Annotated in this window: 15 protein-coding genes; 2 read left to right on the top strand and 13 right to left on the bottom strand. The window is 38.3% G+C overall.

The features are described from left to right. Positions 1–29: 29 nt before the first annotated feature. From AC6I5C_RS00985 to metG, 9 genes are all read right to left on the bottom strand, one after another. Complete coding sequence (locus AC6I5C_RS00985) at positions 30–2,423, bottom strand: hypothetical protein (protein ID WP_497903519.1); 2,394 nt, start codon at positions 2,421–2,423, stop codon at positions 30–32. Between the two features lie 369 nt (positions 2,424–2,792). Next, positions 2,793–3,311: a ferritin gene (locus AC6I5C_RS00980; protein WP_053976808.1), complete on the bottom strand. Its 519-nt coding sequence runs from the start codon at positions 3,309–3,311 to the stop codon at positions 2,793–2,795. Positions 3,312–3,368: 57 nt separating this feature from the next. Then, positions 3,369–4,256: a DMT family transporter gene (locus AC6I5C_RS00975; RefSeq protein ID WP_497903518.1), complete on the bottom strand. Its 888-nt coding sequence runs from the start codon at positions 4,254–4,256 to the stop codon at positions 3,369–3,371. Between the two features lie 84 nt (positions 4,257–4,340). Then, the gene (locus AC6I5C_RS00970) at positions 4,341–6,470 is read right to left on the bottom strand and encodes a Tex family protein (protein WP_497903517.1); all 2,130 of its coding nucleotides are present in this window, start codon (positions 6,468–6,470) and stop codon (positions 4,341–4,343) included. A gap of 5 nt (positions 6,471–6,475) precedes the next feature. Then, a complete protein-coding gene (locus AC6I5C_RS00965) occupies positions 6,476–7,378 on the bottom strand; it encodes a DUF6268 family outer membrane beta-barrel protein (protein ID WP_497903516.1) in 903 nt (300 codons plus the stop codon). Between the two features lie 53 nt (positions 7,379–7,431). Continuing rightward, entirely contained in the window at positions 7,432–7,881 is a 450-nt protein-coding gene (locus tag AC6I5C_RS00960; RefSeq protein ID WP_497903515.1) for an META domain-containing protein, read from the bottom strand. Between the two features lie 105 nt (positions 7,882–7,986). Next, positions 7,987–8,613 carry a class I SAM-dependent methyltransferase gene (locus tag AC6I5C_RS00955; RefSeq protein ID WP_497903514.1) on the bottom strand — a complete coding sequence of 209 codons (627 nt, stop codon included), beginning with the start codon at positions 8,611–8,613 and terminating at the stop codon, positions 7,987–7,989. A 4-nt stretch (positions 8,614–8,617) separates the two neighbouring features. Then, complete coding sequence (locus AC6I5C_RS00950) at positions 8,618–10,078, bottom strand: hypothetical protein (protein WP_497903513.1); 1,461 nt, start codon at positions 10,076–10,078, stop codon at positions 8,618–8,620. A gap of 42 nt (positions 10,079–10,120) precedes the next feature. After that, positions 10,121–12,190: a methionine--tRNA ligase gene (metG, locus tag AC6I5C_RS00945; protein ID WP_497903512.1), complete on the bottom strand. Its 2,070-nt coding sequence runs from the start codon at positions 12,188–12,190 to the stop codon at positions 10,121–10,123. A 208-nt stretch (positions 12,191–12,398) separates the two neighbouring features. Here metG and AC6I5C_RS00940 point away from each other — a divergent pair, with 208 nt between their 5' ends. Then, positions 12,399–13,016: a hypothetical protein gene (locus AC6I5C_RS00940; protein ID WP_497903511.1), complete on the top strand. Its 618-nt coding sequence runs from the start codon at positions 12,399–12,401 to the stop codon at positions 13,014–13,016. A gap of 94 nt (positions 13,017–13,110) precedes the next feature. After that, positions 13,111–14,124: a S66 peptidase family protein gene (locus AC6I5C_RS00935; protein WP_497903510.1), complete on the top strand. Its 1,014-nt coding sequence runs from the start codon at positions 13,111–13,113 to the stop codon at positions 14,122–14,124. Positions 14,125–14,131: 7 nt separating this feature from the next. Here the strand turns inward: AC6I5C_RS00935 and AC6I5C_RS00930 are convergent, their stop codons facing one another. The 4 genes from AC6I5C_RS00930 to AC6I5C_RS00915 form a co-directional block, all read right to left on the bottom strand. Then, entirely contained in the window at positions 14,132–14,725 is a 594-nt protein-coding gene (locus tag AC6I5C_RS00930; protein ID WP_497903509.1) for an NAD(P)H-dependent oxidoreductase, read from the bottom strand. Between the two features lie 78 nt (positions 14,726–14,803). After that, a complete protein-coding gene (locus AC6I5C_RS00925) occupies positions 14,804–15,328 on the bottom strand; it encodes a Crp/Fnr family transcriptional regulator (RefSeq protein WP_497903508.1) in 525 nt (174 codons plus the stop codon). A gap of 184 nt (positions 15,329–15,512) precedes the next feature. Beyond that, the gene (locus tag AC6I5C_RS00920) at positions 15,513–16,043 is read right to left on the bottom strand and encodes a GNAT family N-acetyltransferase (RefSeq protein WP_497903507.1); all 531 of its coding nucleotides are present in this window, start codon (positions 16,041–16,043) and stop codon (positions 15,513–15,515) included. Next, entirely contained in the window at positions 16,040–16,645 is a 606-nt protein-coding gene (locus AC6I5C_RS00915) for a hypothetical protein (RefSeq protein WP_497903506.1), read from the bottom strand. The genes AC6I5C_RS00920 and AC6I5C_RS00915 overlap by 4 nt, the downstream gene beginning before the upstream one ends. Positions 16,646–17,317: the final 672 nt, after the last annotated feature.

Here is a 17,317-nt window from a genome sequence, read left to right as displayed (position 1 = left end):
ATAAAAAAGGCTCCAAATGGAGCCTTTTTTTAATTAATCTGTAACTGTTTCATCTCCGAAATCAAGCTGCCGTCATTGCAAGTCCCTTCTATAAAAATCTTTAGATCGCCGGTTTGGATACTGTCAATTTTAAAGACAATGTTGCCCTCTTCATCTACGTGGCAATTAGGGAGCCAATTTACTGCCCCATACTCTTTATAGAATTGCGTTTTGTAAAAGGCATATTTGGGAGTGTAAAATTTGGAGGGAGTGCTGAAGGTAAGTGGAATATTAAAAGTTTGAAACGGACTGTTTTCATTAAAGGTGACTGAAATTTTAGGATCTGTATATATTTTAATGACTCCGGCGCCTCCGTTGACACCTTGTCCAAATCCTGATTTGTCAACAAGGATGTAATCCACAATATCCAGTCGGTATTGGTATAGAGTATTCAAATCAAACAGTCTCATGTCGTCCAAGAATACCGCTGGACTATTGTTGGTTCCAGAAGCTGCCGAAGGATTGATGATATTGAGTTGCCCGTTGTTTTGGTAGACCCTAAAACCCTTGGTTTGTATGTAGGAGGCAAAATCCATATAAGACCTACGTAGGTTATCATCAAACACATCAATTTTGCCCTGTTGCTGCTCGCTCAGTTGTTCTTTGCGACTGTCTTTCTTTCTAACGGATAGGACGATTTCATCCAATTGTTCCACACCGCTCCAGGAGTTGATCAAAAAAGATTGTGAGTTATTGGAGTTAAAAGTGATGGGTTGTTTTAAAGGTTCTATTTTAAGATACTTTTCCAAATCAGGAATTTTGGAAGGTGTAAACTCCAAAAACAAATGAGGTTTAATCCCTGAGCTTTTTCGGTTCAGTTCTACAAAACGCAATTGTTCTTTGTCCAGTGGATATAGGCCTTTTTTTTCAAAATAGGCATTGCTGCCATTGAGTTCGAAAGTTTCAAAATTGTTGTTGGTAATGGGGAACATGGCAAAGGTGTTGGACTTCGATTGGTTGATGTGCGCTTTAACGGTGATGCCTTGTTCAAAAGGATATTTTGCATTGGGAGGATGGTTGAAGATCTGTTGCCAATTATAACTGCTCCATCCTTGCGTCAACAAAAGATTGTCCAACTCAAACTCCTTTTGTCTATCAATATCTGAAAAATAGTATTGGGCATTTTCAATGAATCCTTTTACATAGGGTTGTAAATACAGTGCAGAAATAATGTTTTGATGGTGTTGGTAGGATTTGGTTTCTGAAGGCAAAACGGACATACTGAAATTATTAAAAGCTTTTGGGTTGACAGTTTTAATTGGAATTTTAATCAACGTTGAATCTTCGTCTTTTTGGAAATTAGCTTCTTCAGATTTTACGAACTGAATCCCGTCATATTTAAAATAAAGGCGTTCCAAGATAGGATTGCCTTCTTCATCAAATAAGGTTAAAATATTCATGCCTTTGAAAAGGTCTTTGTGAGGGATTAGAGTTAGGATTTCTGTGGCATCTGTAAATTGAATGCCAATAGTTTTAAGATCATGCCCATTGTGAACCATTAAAGTATAAGGCTTGTTTTTAATGGATTTAAAGGTATCTGTATTGGTGTTGAACCTAAGTATAATTTTATCGGTAAGTTTGTTTAAGGTCATGGCAATGCCAAAAGGTTCAGATGGAGGCAATGGCTGAATTTGTGTAATCTCTTGTGTTTTAACTCTTACTTTGTAGAGAGTGCCATTATTAGGAGTGAGCGCAAATTTCCCAATGCCAAATTGATTGGTTGTCATACTGCCCAGGTTTTGGTTGTTGGAATCCAAAAGCTCAAAAGTGGCATTGGGCACCCCAAGTCCTAAAGTGTCTTTTACAACAATACCGATAGTGTTTGGCGTGTTGGCCACCAAATGGCCTCCTTCTGGCAATAATTGAATGTCGAGATGTGAGGAAACTAGCGGAGGTGGTGTGGTTTCGTTGGCATCAATGATGGAGATACCCTGAACATAAAAATTCTGCTCGTCAAAATTTTTCATCCAATTGGTATATGCTTGAAAGTTGTAATTACCCGAGGAAAATTGTTCATCCACAAAAAAGCTTCCATAACAAACCCCATTTTGAGCCAATAGCATTTTATTCTTTATGATGTTACCTTCATTGTCAACAATAGCACAATACACATTAGTGGTGACTGTAGACAACTGTTTACTGTTCTTGTCGAAAACATACACCGTAAAGGCTAGAGTTTCTCCTTTGATATATGTGGATTTGTTCAGATGCGCATAGGCAATCTCTCTTGGTAATTGGGTATAGGTTGTAAAGGATTCTGCAATATGCTTTATTTGAGAAGATTCTTGGGAATAGGAAGAAGCGAATGGAAGCAGGCAAAATAGCCAAATGATGTAGGTAATATTGTAAGCGGTTTTGGCTTTTATTTGTCGGTTTTGAAGCATTTAAATAGAGGTATGATAACAACTTCAAGTTAAAAATTTTATTAATGATAAGGCATAAAAAAAGAGATTAGCATTCAACTAATCTCTTTCGTATTGTTAAAGGAGGTCCTAGAAAATTAAGCCACCTTTTTAAGCAAATCAAAACAAGGGCACTTTTTGCAGCGCTTGTTTTCTCCCTTTTTATATTTCTTGCAACAACTGCTTTTTACCTTATCGGCATTGATGATGCCTGATTCGTGCAGCTGCTTTATCGCTTCTTTCTTTTTTTGCTTTTTGTCCTTTTTCTTGCCCAAAACAAATAATAACTATTTCAAAACGAGAGCGAAAATAGTTATTTTAAATAAATCTAAATAAGATTTAATGTTAAAATTATTCAGGTGTTTCGGCAGCGGCTGTACTTACGTTTAATTGTTGGATGTCGCGATCGAACAAATACAAGCCTCCCTTATCGTTCCCAATCATGTTTATTTTGTCCAAAATAGTTCTTGCAACCGCTTCTTCTTCTATTTGTTCAGATACATACCATTGTAGGAAATTATGAGTGGCATAGTCCTTTTCCTGAAGAGTGATATGTACCAATTCGTTGATGCTTTCAGAAACAAATATTTCATGTTCATAAAGCTTTTCAAACATTTCCTTGAACGAATTAAAGGTCACATTAGGCGCCTTTAATGCCGATACCTGGGCATGGCCGCCACGTTCGTTTACAAAACGTACCAACTTCAACATGTGCATGCGTTCCTCATCGGATTGATCGTACATAAAATTCGCCACTCCTTCCAGGCCTTTTACCTCTGCCCAACAGGCCATGGCCAAATAAATTTGCGAGGATTCGGCTTCAATGCGTATTTGATCATTAAGAGCCTTTTCTATAGATTTTGATAACATAAGCTTCGTTTTTTACCAAAGTTAATTATAAAACTTTTAGGTTTTAAACATTCCTGCTTAGGTTTTTTCTTTTTTAGACAATCTAAATAAAGGAAGCGGTTTGGTGTAAAAGGTAATCCTAATCCCCAATAATAACACAAGTCCGCCAATAATCATTTGGAGGGTAATAGTTTCGTTTAGGAATATCCAAGCTAAAATAGAGGCTAAAATGGCCTGTCCCAATAAACTCACCGAAACACGTGTAGCCCGCATATGTTTGGTGGCGTAGCTAATGAGCAGCCATGCCAATAATTGGCAAACCAACCCTTGAATTACCAAAACCAACCAGCCTTCATTGGAAAAGCCACTGAAGGGTTCGCCTAGGGCAACACAAATAAGGCCCAAGGTAATTGTAGAAGACATCACGCTTATGGTCATAAAACTAACCACGTCTACTTCACCTAAAACAAATTTGCTTACAAGCATGTAAACAGCATAGAGCATTCCAGATAATACCGCGAAGAAAAATGGAATGTTGAATTCCATATTTAAAAAGAAACGCAAGCTAACCAATAGCACCATGCCTATCAAGGCTATGATGGTTCCTATCCAAAAATTCCTTAAAGGTTTGTCTTTTAAAAATAGGAAGGCTCCAATACCTACCCAAACGGGAGATAAATTGGTCAATAATGTGGCCTGTGTCGCTGAAGAGCCTTGTATGGCAATGTTCCAAACGCCAACATCCAACCCGAAGATAAGTCCGCAAAGGCTTGACAGCAGGAATAGTTTTCTGGAAGGAATAACAAACTTTTTTGCGAGCAACACATAGGGTACAATAACGGCTGAGGCAAAGGCCATTCTGTAAAACGCAGAGATGAGCCCAGGTGTCAAGCTAAGCCGCACCAAAACAGGAAATATCGAGATGCAAACAATGCCAATAACAAGCGCAATTCTAGGTTTTGTCATCAGTTACAAATAAAAGAACATAAAAGTACTTAAATCTTTATTATGAATCTGTATTGTAGTGTGTTATGGTTTGAAAAAATACGCTTATTTGTGCAATTTTAATTGAATGCGTTTACGGTTAATGTCAACCTCCAATACTTTAACAATCACTTGTTGGTGTAGGCTGATGTGTTCGTTCACATCGCTTACAAAATCATCGGATAGATTGGAAATATGAATCAACCCACTTTCTTTAATCCCTATATCCACAAAAGCACCAAAGTTCGTCACATTGTTGACAATCCCTGGTAACAGCTGACCTTCCTGTAAATCGTTGATGGTTTTGATATTTTGGTTGAAGGTAAATACCTTGGCTTGCTCCCTGATATCCAATCCTGGTTTTTCCAATTCCTTGACAATATCTTTTAAAGTAGGCAGCCCTACGTTATCTGTACAATATTTGTTCAGGTCAATTTTTTTAAGAAGCTCGGAATTGCCTATCAATTCGGCAACTGTTTTGCCTTCATCTTTGGCAATTTGTTTGACAATACTGTAACTTTCTGGGTGAACTGCGGAATCATCCATTGGGTTTTTGGCGCCTTTAATTCGTAAAAAGGCAGCGCCTTGTTCAAAGGCTTTGTCTCCCAGTCTAGGCACTTTTTTAATGTCGGTTCTGGATAAGAATTTACCATGTTCCTCTCTGTAGGCCACAATGTTTTCTGCCAATTTTGGACCAATTCCTGATACATAGCTTAATAGGGATTTACTCGCCGTGTTGATGTTCACGCCAACAGCATTTACGCAACTTTCCACAACGGTGTCCAATTCGTTTTTCAATTTGGTTTGGTCTACATCATGTTGGTATTGACCAACTCCAATAGATTTTGGGTCAATCTTTACCAATTCGGCCAAGGGATCCTGCAATCGTCTTCCTATGGAAACAGAGCCTCTCACGGTCACATCGTAATTTGGGAATTCCTCTCGGGCAATTTTTGATGCTGAATAAATACTGGCGCCAGCTTCATTCACCACAAATACCTGAATGTCATTTTTAAAGTGAATGCGTCTGATAAGGGCTTCAGTTTCTCTGGAAGCAGTGCCGTTTCCAATGGCGATGGCCTCTATCTGATACGCCTCTGCCAAGGAACTAATTTTTTTTATGGCTCCCGTAGTATCATTTTTAGGGGCATGCGGGTAAATGGTTTCGTTGTGCTTTAGAGTTCCTTGCGCATCCAAGCAAACCACTTTACAGCCGGTTCTAAACCCTGGGTCAATGGCCAAGATTCTTTTTTCTCCTAAAGGTGATCCAAGAAGCAATTGTTTAAGGTTCTTGGCAAATACAGAGATGGCCGATGCATCGGCTTTTTCCTTGGCATTTTGAAGGGCTTCGTTGGAAAGCGATGGCAGCAATAAGCGTTTGTAAGCATCTTTTATAGCCAATTCAATTTGTTCAGAGCAAGCATTGTTGGAACGAATGATGCGACTTTCAATTTTTGAAAGGGCGCGCTCTTCATCAATATCTATTTTAAGGCGAATAAAACCTTCATGTTCTGCACGTAAAATGGCTAAAAGTCTGTGTGAAGGAATGCGGCTTAAAGATTCTTCCCATTCAAAATAATCCCTGAATTTTTGGGCATCCTCCTCTTCGGCTTTAGATTTTACTACCTTGGAGGAAATAAGCGCAAAGCGTTCTAGTTGGTGGCGAATTTGATTTCTGATATCAGTGCGTTCATTGATCCATTCGGCAATGATATGGCGTGCGCCTTCCAAGGCGTCTTCCGTAGAACTAATGTCTCCTTTGGCATATTTAAAAGCGATGGTTTCCAAATCAGAGGCATTTTGGCTCATGATAATTTTGGCCAACGGTTCCAAACCAGCTTTTCTTGCTGCTTCGGCTTTGGTTTTACGTTTTTTCTTATAGGGCAGATACAAATCTTCCAAAGTGGTTAGATCTGCTGCCTTTTCAATGCTGTTTTGCAATTCTGGAGTTAAAACGTCCTGTTCTTCCAAGGCTTTTAAAATGGTTGCCTTTCGTTTTTCCAAAGCCTCAAATTGCTCTTTGTATTTCACAATATCTCCAATTTGCACTTCATCCAAGTTTCCAGTACGCTCTTTTCGGTATCGGGAAATAAAGGGTACGGTGCAGTCTTCTTCCAAAAGTTGGAGTGTGTTTCTAACTCCAGACTCTGGTAAATTGGTGTATGAAATGATATAGGAAATGATGCTTTGGGACATGATATTTAGTTTTGTTGCGAATTTAAATGAAAACGATAAATAGCCTCAATTTTGAAGAACAAACTTCCTTTCAACTTTGGATTTAATTGGGTGCGTTTGTCATCAATTCTGAAGTCAATCACCTTTAAGCCAATGGTGTCGTCATCGTCAAAAACTGCATGTCTGTTAGTGGCGTAACCCAATTTGCTTCGAAAGAGGACTTGTTTGTTAAAGGTGTTGAACTCTATATAGCTAGCAAATTCCAATCGGTTTTGCTCTACATACCTTCCTATTTGTTCTGGACTGTGTAAGTGGTAGCTGCGTTCGATTCCTAAATAATCAACTCCGACTTTAAAATGTGGCAACGTATAGTTGATATTGGCAGAGAGTGGAATTGCTAAGTCAGCCTCAAAAAGTTGGTTCTTGTTCAGGTAGTATATTCCTAGAATTGGAGTGGTCGTAACTCCAAAAGCCTCTTGCGAGAGGTAAAGGCCGTATCTAAAAAACAGGTTTTCCTTACGTTGGTTTTTGAATATGGCAAGGCCTCCTAGGTAAAAATCGTCTGAGGAAATGTTTTGGTAATCCGAAGCAATTTTGGGGAGGGCAATAAAAGTACCCTGCCATGTATTGGAGAGTTTGGTGTTGATGCCTAGCCTTAGTGTGGTATTGTAAAGATGGGAGTAGCCGTCGTTTGGAAATAACTCTAGGTTGTTATAAGTAAAGTTGGCCCCGGCAATGATGGCTGTGGACTCATTGATTGGAAAAGGAACGGTGGCAACCGTTTCAAACGAGTTGACATTTGTATGATTAGGGGTGTTTTCAAAATTAGAATGTGGGGTGTAGGCGTACCTAACTTGAAGCACATCAATGTAATTTTGCGCACAAAAGAAGGAGGGAAGCCAAATTAAAAGGAACCAGAAATTTTTCAAAATATAGTGTAATTATACCTAGCTACATAAAGCTAGGTTAATCGGTGAATGGCTTAATCCATCACCGATTGGTCTACTTCAAACTTTGCCATGGTGGCCATTTTGGCCTTATTGAGACTTAAAACTCCGTTAACAATAGTATAGTTGTCAACAGATTCCAAAACTTTTAAAAAGGCTTTTTCAGTACTCATGTCTGGGCAGGCTTTCATGGTTGAAATGAGTCCTGACAATTTGATTTTGTATTCATTTTCAAGCGTGTAACTGCCACCAAATCCATTACATCCAGAATTCCCTCCAGCACGATTGGTTTTGGAATCCAAGTATAGATAGGGCTGTGGCGTCATGTCTGTAATTTTTTGTCCCTGTAATTCTACCAATCTCCAAGGGGTGTCTGTTAAGGAAATAGGAGTTGTATTATTGTTGGAACTAGTGGTTTGTTTTGAGCTTTTACATGCCGTTAGCATTAGTATGCATGTAAATAAGAAAAGTGCTTTTATTTTCATAATCAAGGGTTTTAGAGGAACAGTTTTTTATACCGAAAACAGTTCCTCTAAGTTAACCAATTACCGTACCAAAATCAATTGAGCGGTTATTAAGAATGTGGTGTTTTAGACTCTTTTGAAAAGAGTGTATACGTATGGACGTTCACCGCCAAATGGGTTGATGAACGTGTAGTTTAAACTTTCCAAAAGTTGAAATTCGTCGCCCAGTTTTTCCTGTAGCATGTCTGTGTTGTAACGTTGTAAGGGTAGGCCACAACATTTTTCTGCTCCGTCCAAAGCAAATACGGCAATCAATACATAGCCGCCTTTGGCAATTACTTTTTTGATCAGCTCAAAGTAGGAGTGCTGCTCCTCTTCCGTCAAAAAGAAATGCAATACAGCACGGTCTACCCAAAGATCTATTTGATCGTGTTCTAAAAGCGTTTTAGGCTGGGTTAAATCATCTGTAATACAATTTAAGTCATGGTTAAACTCATGTTTGATACGTGCCTTTAATTTGCTTAGGGCCACCTCGCTTAAATCGTTAGCGATGATATTTGGGTACCCACTGGAAACCAGAGCATCGATCAAATTGCTAGTGCCAGCCCCTACTGCTAAAATAGAAGCGTCAGGTTGTAGGTTGCATTTATCTATAAGCTGCAATGTAGTTTCCGGATGAGGTTCATACCATCCTAATTCAGGGTCTGCTTTGGTATCGTAAACGTTGTCCCAATGAGATTTGAGGTGATTCATTACTTTAAAATGTAACAAGGTTATAGTTTCCTTCCTTTAAATCGAAATACCCATAATAAAGTGTGTTATCATGAAAGAAAACATAATCTGCAGTGCTATATTTTTTGTCTTTTTTAAAGGTGTCGATTTTATCAAATATATTTTCTTCAATCTCTCCAGTTTGGTGATTAAACTCTAAATCAAATATGGAGTGAAAATAGGTGGATTTTGTTTTGGTGTATGTATTATAAGCCAAATATGTCGGGTTGTAAGAGCTATAAGTTCCTGCAGGAGTAGTAAAAGTATTTAATGGGTCAGATAAATCAGTAGGGATTGGTGTGGGGTTTTTGGTGATTTTATAACCGCCCATGGATGCATGATAGCTATTTTTTATTTTAAGAACGGTTATACCTAGATTTCCTGAAGATATTTTTCGAAGATACTTTTGGGTTTCTTCCAGTTCACGGGTACTAATAAAAGGCACCGTTGTCCCTTCTTGTATTATGGCAGAATTTTTAAAGTCAATAGGGTGCTCTTTGTCGATATAAAAACTTTTAACCAATTCCCCAGTGAGGTTCTTGATTGAAAAATTCATTTCATGTTTTGAGCTGGCTATTTGGTAAATTTTGTCTTCGTAGATATAAGAATTGAATTTTTTAAAAGGTTCAATAATGCCTTCTGGATAATCAAAAGTTTTAAGGTCAATTTCATAATTATCTATATCGATGTCATAGAAATAAGTTTTGTCCTCCTCGTTTTCTAAGGTTAAGTATACCTTGTTTTTGGTTTGATAAAGTTTGCCTAAGCTAGAGGTTACTTCTAAGATGTTTGGGATACGTTGATCTATTTTTGAGACGCCAGAAACTTTTGTCCCGTTCCATGATGGCTTCCCAATATTATTAGAAGAATAAACGTTAACAAGGTGATTTTTGGTTAAAAGTGATTTGTCCTTCAAGTCATCTAAAGTGAAGGTCTTTACTTTATTAAAGCTTAGATTATTGAATGTCCAGATACTCAGCTCTAAATTGTTTTCTGCTGTAAAAAGAAAAAGTTTGTTGTTGTAATTGACGGTGCTTAAATAAATTTCTCCATCAAAATCCATTTTAAACTCAGAAATATCCATAGAGCCTACGCCAAAATCGATATTTAAAATAGCAAACTTGTCTTTTTTGTCGTTTGCATATAAAACACGATAGTTTAAATTATTTACAGCATAGCCAACCACCTCATTGTACTTGTTTTTTAGACCCTTTGTTTCTAATGTGGATTTCTGGTTGAAATCTTTATCAAAAAGGTAGGCAAAAGCCTTTTTGTCTTCAATGAGAAGAATGGCTAAATCATTGTTTTCAGTATTAGAAAACGTATACGACTCTTTCGTTAAACGTTTTGATACTTCATCGTTTTCAAACGTAAGTACCGTTTTTTGACAAAAGGTACTCAGGCTTACAAATAAAATTAGAAAGCTTAAAGATTTAATAAATGTCATATGTGGTTGGTTTATGGTTTGGGTTTCTAAGCTAAAAAAATGTTAGCTTATTTGCAATCCGTTGGTAACGTTTTGCCCTTCGTCTGGGTTGACGAACACCAATTTACCATCGGCTGTTTCGGTCATTAAAATCATGCCTTCACTTTCTACACCGCGTAAAGCTCTTGGCGCTAAGTTTACCAAGACGGTCACACGTTTCCCGACAACCTCTTCAGGAGAAAAGCTTTCGGCAATACCAGACACAATGGTTCTTACGTCAATACCAGTATCCACTTTCAGCACCAATAATTTTTTTGCCTTTGGCATTTTTTCAGCTTCTAAAATCGTTCCTACACGAAGGTCCAATTTGGTGAAGTCATCAAAAGTGATAATGTCCTTTTGAGGTTCTACGGTTTTGTTGGCCGCTTCATTGGCCTTTTTGCTCGCTTCCAATTTATCCAATTGGGTTTGGATGTCTTGATCTTCTATTTTTGAGAACAACAATTCTGCGTTTCCAATTTGATGTCCAGCAGCAAGCAAGACCTCTTTGGATGTAATGTCATTCCATGAAATGCTTTCTGAAGCCGAGGCAACATTTAGCATGTTCTTTAATTTTTCAGAGGTAAATGGCAAGAAAGGCTCACTTAAGGTTGCCAAAGCCGAAGCTATTTGAAGCGCTACGTACATGATGGTTTGTGTACGGGCCTCATCTTCCTTGATCACTTTCCATGGCTCCTCATCAGCCAAATATTTATTTCCTAAACGGGCCAAGTTCATTAACTCCTGACTTCCCTCACGGAAACGGTAGCGTTCAATAGAACTTGCAATTACAGATGGGTATGCTTTTACAGCAGCCAAGGTTTCTTCGTCAATCTCAGTCAACCCTGAAGGCGTTGGCACAATGCCATTATAGTATTTATTGGTCAAGACCACCACTCGGTTTATAAAGTTTCCGAAAATGGCTACCAATTCGTTATTGTTTCTCGCTTGAAAGTCCTTCCAGGTAAAATCGTTGTCCTTGGTTTCAGGGGCATTGGCAGTCAATGCGTAGCGCAATACGTCCTGCTTTTCTGGGAAATCCTGTAAGTATTCAGGAAGCCAAACCGCCCAGTTTTTGGAGGTAGACAATTTGTTGCCTTCCAAATTCAAGAATTCATTGGCCGGTACATTATCCGGAAGGATATAGCTGCCTTCAGCCTTTAACATGGCTGGGAAAATGATACAGTGGAATACAATATTATCCTTTCCAATAAAGTGTACTAACTTGGTGTCTTGGTCTTTCCAATAGGGCTCCCAATCCTTGCCTTCACGCTCAGCCCATTCCTTGGTTGCAGAAATGTACCCAATAGGTGCATCAAACCAAACATACAATACTTTGCCTTCAGCATCTGGAAGTGGTACAGGGATTCCCCAATCCAAATCTCTTGTTACCGCACGCGGACGTAAACCGTCATCGATCCATGATTTTACTTGTCCGTACACATTAGGTTTCCAATCTTTTTTGTGCCCTTCCAAAATCCATTCCTTAAGGAAGTCTTCATGCTTGTCTAATGGTAAAAACCAGTGTTTGGTTTGCTTCAAGGTTGGTACATTTCCAGTAATGGCCGATTTAGGATTGATAAGATCCGTGGCGTTTAAACTAGTTCCACACTTTTCACATTGGTCGCCATAGGCTTCTTCATTACCACATTTTGGACAAGTTCCCGTTACAAAACGGTCTGCCAAAAACTGATTGGCCTGCTCATCGTATAACTGCTCGGTGACTTCTTCAATGAATTCTCCTTTGTCATATAACGTTTTGAAGAATTCCGAAGCGGTTTCATGATGCACTTGTGCGGAGGTGCGACTATAGTTATCAAACGAAATACCAAAGTCCTCAAACGACTTTTTGATGATGGCATGATATTTATCCACTACGTCCTGAGGCGTCACCCCTTCTTTTTTGGCCTTGATGGTGATAGGTACCCCATGTTCGTCACTTCCGCATACAAAGGCCACATCCTTGCCGTTAAGTCTTAAAAATCTAGCATAAATATCGGCAGGCACGTATACTCCAGCCAAGTGGCCAATATGGATAGGACCGTTGGTGTAAGGTAATGCTGCGGTAATGGTATAGCGTTTAGGATCTGTCATGGATTTGTATGTTTACTACTTGCTGCAAGGGCAACAAGGCTCTAATGTTTTAGTGTTTCAAATAGGTGGCAAAAATACGGATTTTAATGAGGTTTAGGAAAAAAATATAAAGTAAGAAATGTCCTAAAGAAAGGTTAAAGCTTAACGCTCGTTTTTATTTTTTGTATATGTTTAGCTACAAAATGTAAAACTTTTAAAAAATCAACCTATGAAAACACGTGTATCTTTTTTGCTAGCCATGACGCTAGGACTTTCTGTATTCAACTGTGGACCCAACAGTGATGACAATGACAACAATAATGAACCAGAAACTGCGACAAATGTATTGGTATATGATGGAGAAGAATACCAATTGAAAAGTGGGTTTATTTATGATTATGGAGAATTTGAGGTAGAAGGTGTATATAATTTTAATATTTACTTATTGGATACTAATTATGAATTGATGTGGGGAGAACTTATCCCCGAAAACAATGTTTTTTCCGGTTTAAGTTTTGAGCTGTTTTCCGAAAATCCTGCGGGACTTGAACCAGGAACCTATAATTACACGAGTATTGAATCTGTGCCAAATACCTTTGACTATGGAGACATGGTAATTAATCTTAATTATGAAATGGACGAAGAGGAATCGTTTCTTGAAATCACTTCTGGGACAGTTACCATTTTGGAAAACGGAACAACTTATAAATTAGAGTTTGAAGGGATGACAGATGAAGGTCTTGAGTTCTCGGGGAATTATGAAGGGGAGTTAGAGGTGTTTACTGAAGAGTTTGGAAGAATGGCAGCAGGAGCCACAAAAACAAAAGGTTTTTCTAAAAGAAAATAATCTTTTCAATACAGTTTAAAAAGAGGCTTAAAGCCTCTTTTTTTATTTCCTAAAGTGATTTATGATATTGAAATGAAAACTGTACATTTACCCTATGTCGAAAAACATTCAACTAATTTACCTTTGCTGTGCCGTATGGTTCTTTGCTATGACCACTGGTAATGCACAGCATTCCAATTCACAAACTCCAAACAAATTGATACAACCAGAATACTTAAAAGCAGGGGATACCGTGGCCATAGTGGCGCCTTCGGGAATATTGAAAAATAGGGAAGAGGAGGTACAGGATGCCATTGCCTTGTTGGAAAGTTGGGGCCTGCATGCCAAAGTGGGAGCCCATGTGTTCAGTCAGGATAACCATTTTGCGGGAACCGATGTCCAGCGTGCCGCAGATTTCCAAAAGGCTCTGGACGATCCTACTATTAGTGCTATTTGGTGTGCTAGAGGGGGCTATGGTAGTGTGCGTATCTTAGATAAATTGGATTACACCCAATTTAAACAACACCCTAAATGGTTGATAGGCTATAGTGATATCACAGGTTTGCATAACCAATTCCATAATCTGGGATATGAGTCCATTCATGCTATGATGTGTATCAGTTTGAAAAAGGATGTAAGCGAGATTCAGGAAACCATTGCAAGTTTTAAAAAGGCGATATTTGGGGAACCTCTATCCTATACGTTAAAAGGTTCTTCATACAATAGAACTGGAACTGCTATAGCGCCTTTGGTAGGAGGTAACCTCACCTTATTGCATACCATGTTGGGTTCTGAGACGAGTATCGATACCTCGGGCGACATCCTCTTTATTGAAGAAATAGGAGAGTATAAATATCATATCGACCGGATGCTACAAAGTTTAAAGCGTGCAGGCTATTTTGATAACTGTAAAGGGGTATTGGTCGGAGATATGAGTAACCTTAGAAAAAACACTACGCTTTGGGGCACTTCCATTGAGCAATTGATTTTAGATGCCCTGTCCGACTATGATTTTCCGATTGCCTTTCATATGCCTGCTGGCCATGAAAAGGACAATCGTGCCATGATATTGGGTAGAACTATTGAAATGACCGTCACCAAAGAGGGAACTACGGTGGTGTTTCAGTAGTAACTTTTTATTTTAGATTACTGAATCTTGTTTCGAGTTGATACAGCCATTTTTCTCTTTTTGAGTTGGAGACTTGTTTTACTTGGTTGAAACTAATCCATTTTCGGTTTTTGTAGCCAATTTTCCAAAACGTTCCTATTAACATTGCTTTCTTTATAGCATTTCCAAAAATAATCCCATATAATAATTTTGGAGTGTTCATGGTGGTTAATATGGTCACGCCTTTTAGTCTAGACCAAAGGGGTTTCATTCTGGTATTGCTTTCATTTGTATAGTCGTAGGCAACTCCAGGAAAGATTACTTTATCTATAAAGCCTTTGGTTAATGCGGGCATTAATTCCCACCAAATAGGAAAGATAAAGACAAGGTGGTCTGCTTTTTTTAGCCTTTCTGCATAATCTGCTACTTGAGGGGTCACTGGCTTTTTGTTCCTGAAGGCTTTAAGGTCGTCGCTGGTCATAACAGGATTAAAATTGTCGTTGTCTAAATGTATGATGTCTATTTCGTGATTTCCTTTTTTCAGTCCTATGGTAACAGCCTTTAAAATGGCATTGCAAAAACTTCCTTCATAGGGATGATTAAATATGATAACTACTTTCATTGTATACTGTATTTTTAATAACAGTACAAAAGTCGAGGAAGCTAAACTGTTGGGCGATAACAATTGTTAAGAAAGCAATTATCGTCTATTTCTAATCCTGCTCAATGAAACAGAGGTGATGCCTAAATAGGAAGCAATATAGTGTTGAGGTACCCTTAATAGGATTTCTGGACTATTTTCTAATAGGGCACGATATCGCTCTTCAGGTTTGTCCTTTATTCTTGAAAGAAATAGTTTTTGGTAGGTGATAAGTCGCTCAAAGGTTAATTCCTCCAGTTGCTCTTTTATAGCGGGAGATTGGTCTAATACTAATTGGTAATCACTTTTTGTGATTGAGTGAATAATTGAAGGTTCTATTGTTTCTATTGAGAAAAGGCTAGGTTGACTGGTTTTAAAGCTTTCTATGGACGACACAAATTGCGCTTCTGTAAAAAATTGAAATGTAATGTCTTTTCCGTTGTGGTTAAACCAAGACCTTAAGCATCCTTTCTCTATAAAAAACGCTTTTTTTGAAATTTCCCCTTCGTTTAAAAGTATGGTTTTTGCTGAAACCTCTTGTTTTTTAAAAAACTGCTGAAAAGCTTCCCAATCTATTTTTTCCATTCAATGTTGTCCCTTGCTATAACCTGTTTTTGCTTATCTCTAATAGTTTGCATAACGGCTGTGTTGCGGCAATGTTTCTTTAAAGATAACTAAAGAGTCCTAACTTTTAAGTTTGTACCTGCATTTGTTTTTATCAGGTCTTGTTATTTGAATGTAAGGTCTTTGTTAACAGCTTTCATAATCCCTACTCCCTTTTCTCAAGTATATACAAAAGGAAATCGGGACCTGTTGGGTCTTGTGTGGTTGCTTTTTTGAAGTGGAGTTTGTCTAAGAGTTTGATAGACGCTTCGTTGCTTTTATGGGTGTTGGCCTCAATGGTTTGAACGGGCAATGTTTGGAAGGCATGGGCAATAATGGCATTTGCTGCTTCTGTCATAATCCCCTTGCCTTGGTGGTTTTTTAAAAGTTCATAGCCTATCTCGCAGGTATCATGTTGGTCTGAAAACCCAAAAAGGCAAATGCTGCCCACAAATGTGCCGCTTTCGGTTAAGGTGATGCCCCAATAGAGGGCTTCCCTTTTTTGGATGTTTTCGGTGATGTTGGCAATAAAGTGTTTGGCCTCTTCAAGGGTTTTGGCGGGTTGCCTGTCCAAATACCTATTGATCTCATTATCCGATCGCAAAGCAAACACGGCATTCACATCGCTTATCAACACTTGCCGAAGGGTCAACCTCTCGGTAGTAAGTACTGGGAAGGGTGTGAATGCTTTTTTCATCTTTTTAAGGCAATATTTTCATGAACCCATTTAGCTTCATCTTCTGGTTCAATTTCTCCAAGGAGACTGTTGCATCTGCTAAATGTGGCTCCCGCAAAATCGTAAGGTTTGCTATCCTCGAAATAAGGACCTACAACTCCTAACATCCAACCATTTTCTGCAGCCCAATGAGGAGAATTGGTCATATATTTAAAGACATGATAAAACATATTGTTTCCATCAAATTGAATGGTAACTTTTTTAAGGTGTTCTATCTCGTCAGGTGCTTTGTCCAATTCTGTTGGAAATTCAAGCCAGTTCACCAACTGACTTTCTGCACCACTTTCTATTGTTAAATATTCTTTTGGAAATAATTCAGTTTTTTTATATTCCAAAAGAAGTTGATGGGTCATTTCCCTCGTTTTATTGTCTTTTGCATATTCCCTTACATCTTCTTCATTTATTGCAATGCCATTTTCTAATTTCTCATAAAGAGGTTGGATGCGTTCAAATCGTAATTTTAGTGCTTGGGAACTTTGTTTTTGGAATTTAAAGTATTTGTAAATCACAAATAGTACAATTGGTAGTCCAATAATTCCAAGTACAATTAATATTGTTTTCATAGGTTAGTTTTAGTAATGCTTATAACATACATGTAACCCCAAAAAAAGGTCCACGGTACATACAAGCATCAGTTGGTTATCCGTAAATATAATAGATTAATCTTACAAGTTAAGGCTGGATTTATCCCTTTGGTGAAGACTTATAAAACAGTTGTTGACATCCTTACAACTCCATATCCCTTTCCAATCAACAAGTAAATTCCCACTTTGAAGGGGCTAGGGGGATGTACAATTGCAATGCAAAAACATCACTTTTTTTACCTTGATACCCTATCGCAACAATTGCCATAAGTGGGGCTTGCCTTAGCCTTTGTTCGTGCAAAGAGGTACCTCGCCCAAACATCCCAAAGCCTAACACGAACAAACCCCGAACAATCCTCGAACAAAACCCCCTAAAAATAGGGATGATGTGTCATAAGGGGGCACGAAGTGTCTTGACGTGTCAAAACAGGCCGGAAGTTATAATGAGAGGTCACGTGTTTCTCGATATAATTGCTCTTCGTTAGCATGCAGAGTAATTGTTCGAAGTGACGATGGTGCTGTTTGTTTAGAGTTTGTGATTAACGTCGGTTCGTGTTAAAGGCCTGCAAATCATTTTGTATCGAGAACAACCTTGTGGTGCAATCGTATTTCATTTCAATCCAAAAAAAAACATCCCAAAAGCTAGTGTTG

Source organism: Mangrovimonas sp. sgz306409 (assembly GCF_059735265.1).
The sequence above is the reverse complement of the archived record's forward strand: the minus strand, read 5'-3'. Positions and strand labels throughout refer to the sequence as shown.

Bases quoted from the DNA above. Each gene is read 5' to 3' on its own strand.
- AC6I5C_RS00985 (WP_497903519.1), bottom strand. From the start codon at position 2,423: ATGCTTCAAAACCGACAAATAAAAGCCAAAACCGCTTACAATATTACC.
- AC6I5C_RS00980 (WP_053976808.1), bottom strand. From the start codon at position 3,311: ATGTTATCAAAATCTATAGAAAAGGCTCTTAATGATCAAATACGCATT.
- AC6I5C_RS00975 (WP_497903518.1), bottom strand. From the start codon at position 4,256: ATGACAAAACCTAGAATTGCGCTTGTTATTGGCATTGTTTGCATCTCG.
- AC6I5C_RS00970 (WP_497903517.1), bottom strand. From the start codon at position 6,470: ATGTCCCAAAGCATCATTTCCTATATCATTTCATACACCAATTTACCA.
- AC6I5C_RS00960 (WP_497903515.1), bottom strand. From the start codon at position 7,881: ATGAAAATAAAAGCACTTTTCTTATTTACATGCATACTAATGCTAACG.
- AC6I5C_RS00955 (WP_497903514.1), bottom strand. From the start codon at position 8,613: ATGAATCACCTCAAATCTCATTGGGACAACGTTTACGATACCAAAGCA.
- AC6I5C_RS00950 (WP_497903513.1), bottom strand. From the start codon at position 10,078: ATGACATTTATTAAATCTTTAAGCTTTCTAATTTTATTTGTAAGCCTG.
- metG (WP_497903512.1), bottom strand. From the start codon at position 12,190: ATGACAGATCCTAAACGCTATACCATTACCGCAGCATTACCTTACACC.
- AC6I5C_RS00940 (WP_497903511.1), top strand. From the start codon at position 12,399: ATGAAAACACGTGTATCTTTTTTGCTAGCCATGACGCTAGGACTTTCT.
- AC6I5C_RS00935 (WP_497903510.1), top strand. From the start codon at position 13,111: ATGTCGAAAAACATTCAACTAATTTACCTTTGCTGTGCCGTATGGTTC.
- AC6I5C_RS00930 (WP_497903509.1), bottom strand. From the start codon at position 14,725: ATGAAAGTAGTTATCATATTTAATCATCCCTATGAAGGAAGTTTTTGC.
- AC6I5C_RS00925 (WP_497903508.1), bottom strand. From the start codon at position 15,328: ATGGAAAAAATAGATTGGGAAGCTTTTCAGCAGTTTTTTAAAAAACAA.
- AC6I5C_RS00920 (WP_497903507.1), bottom strand. From the start codon at position 16,043: ATGAAAAAAGCATTCACACCCTTCCCAGTACTTACTACCGAGAGGTTG.
- AC6I5C_RS00915 (WP_497903506.1), bottom strand. From the start codon at position 16,645: ATGAAAACAATATTAATTGTACTTGGAATTATTGGACTACCAATTGTA.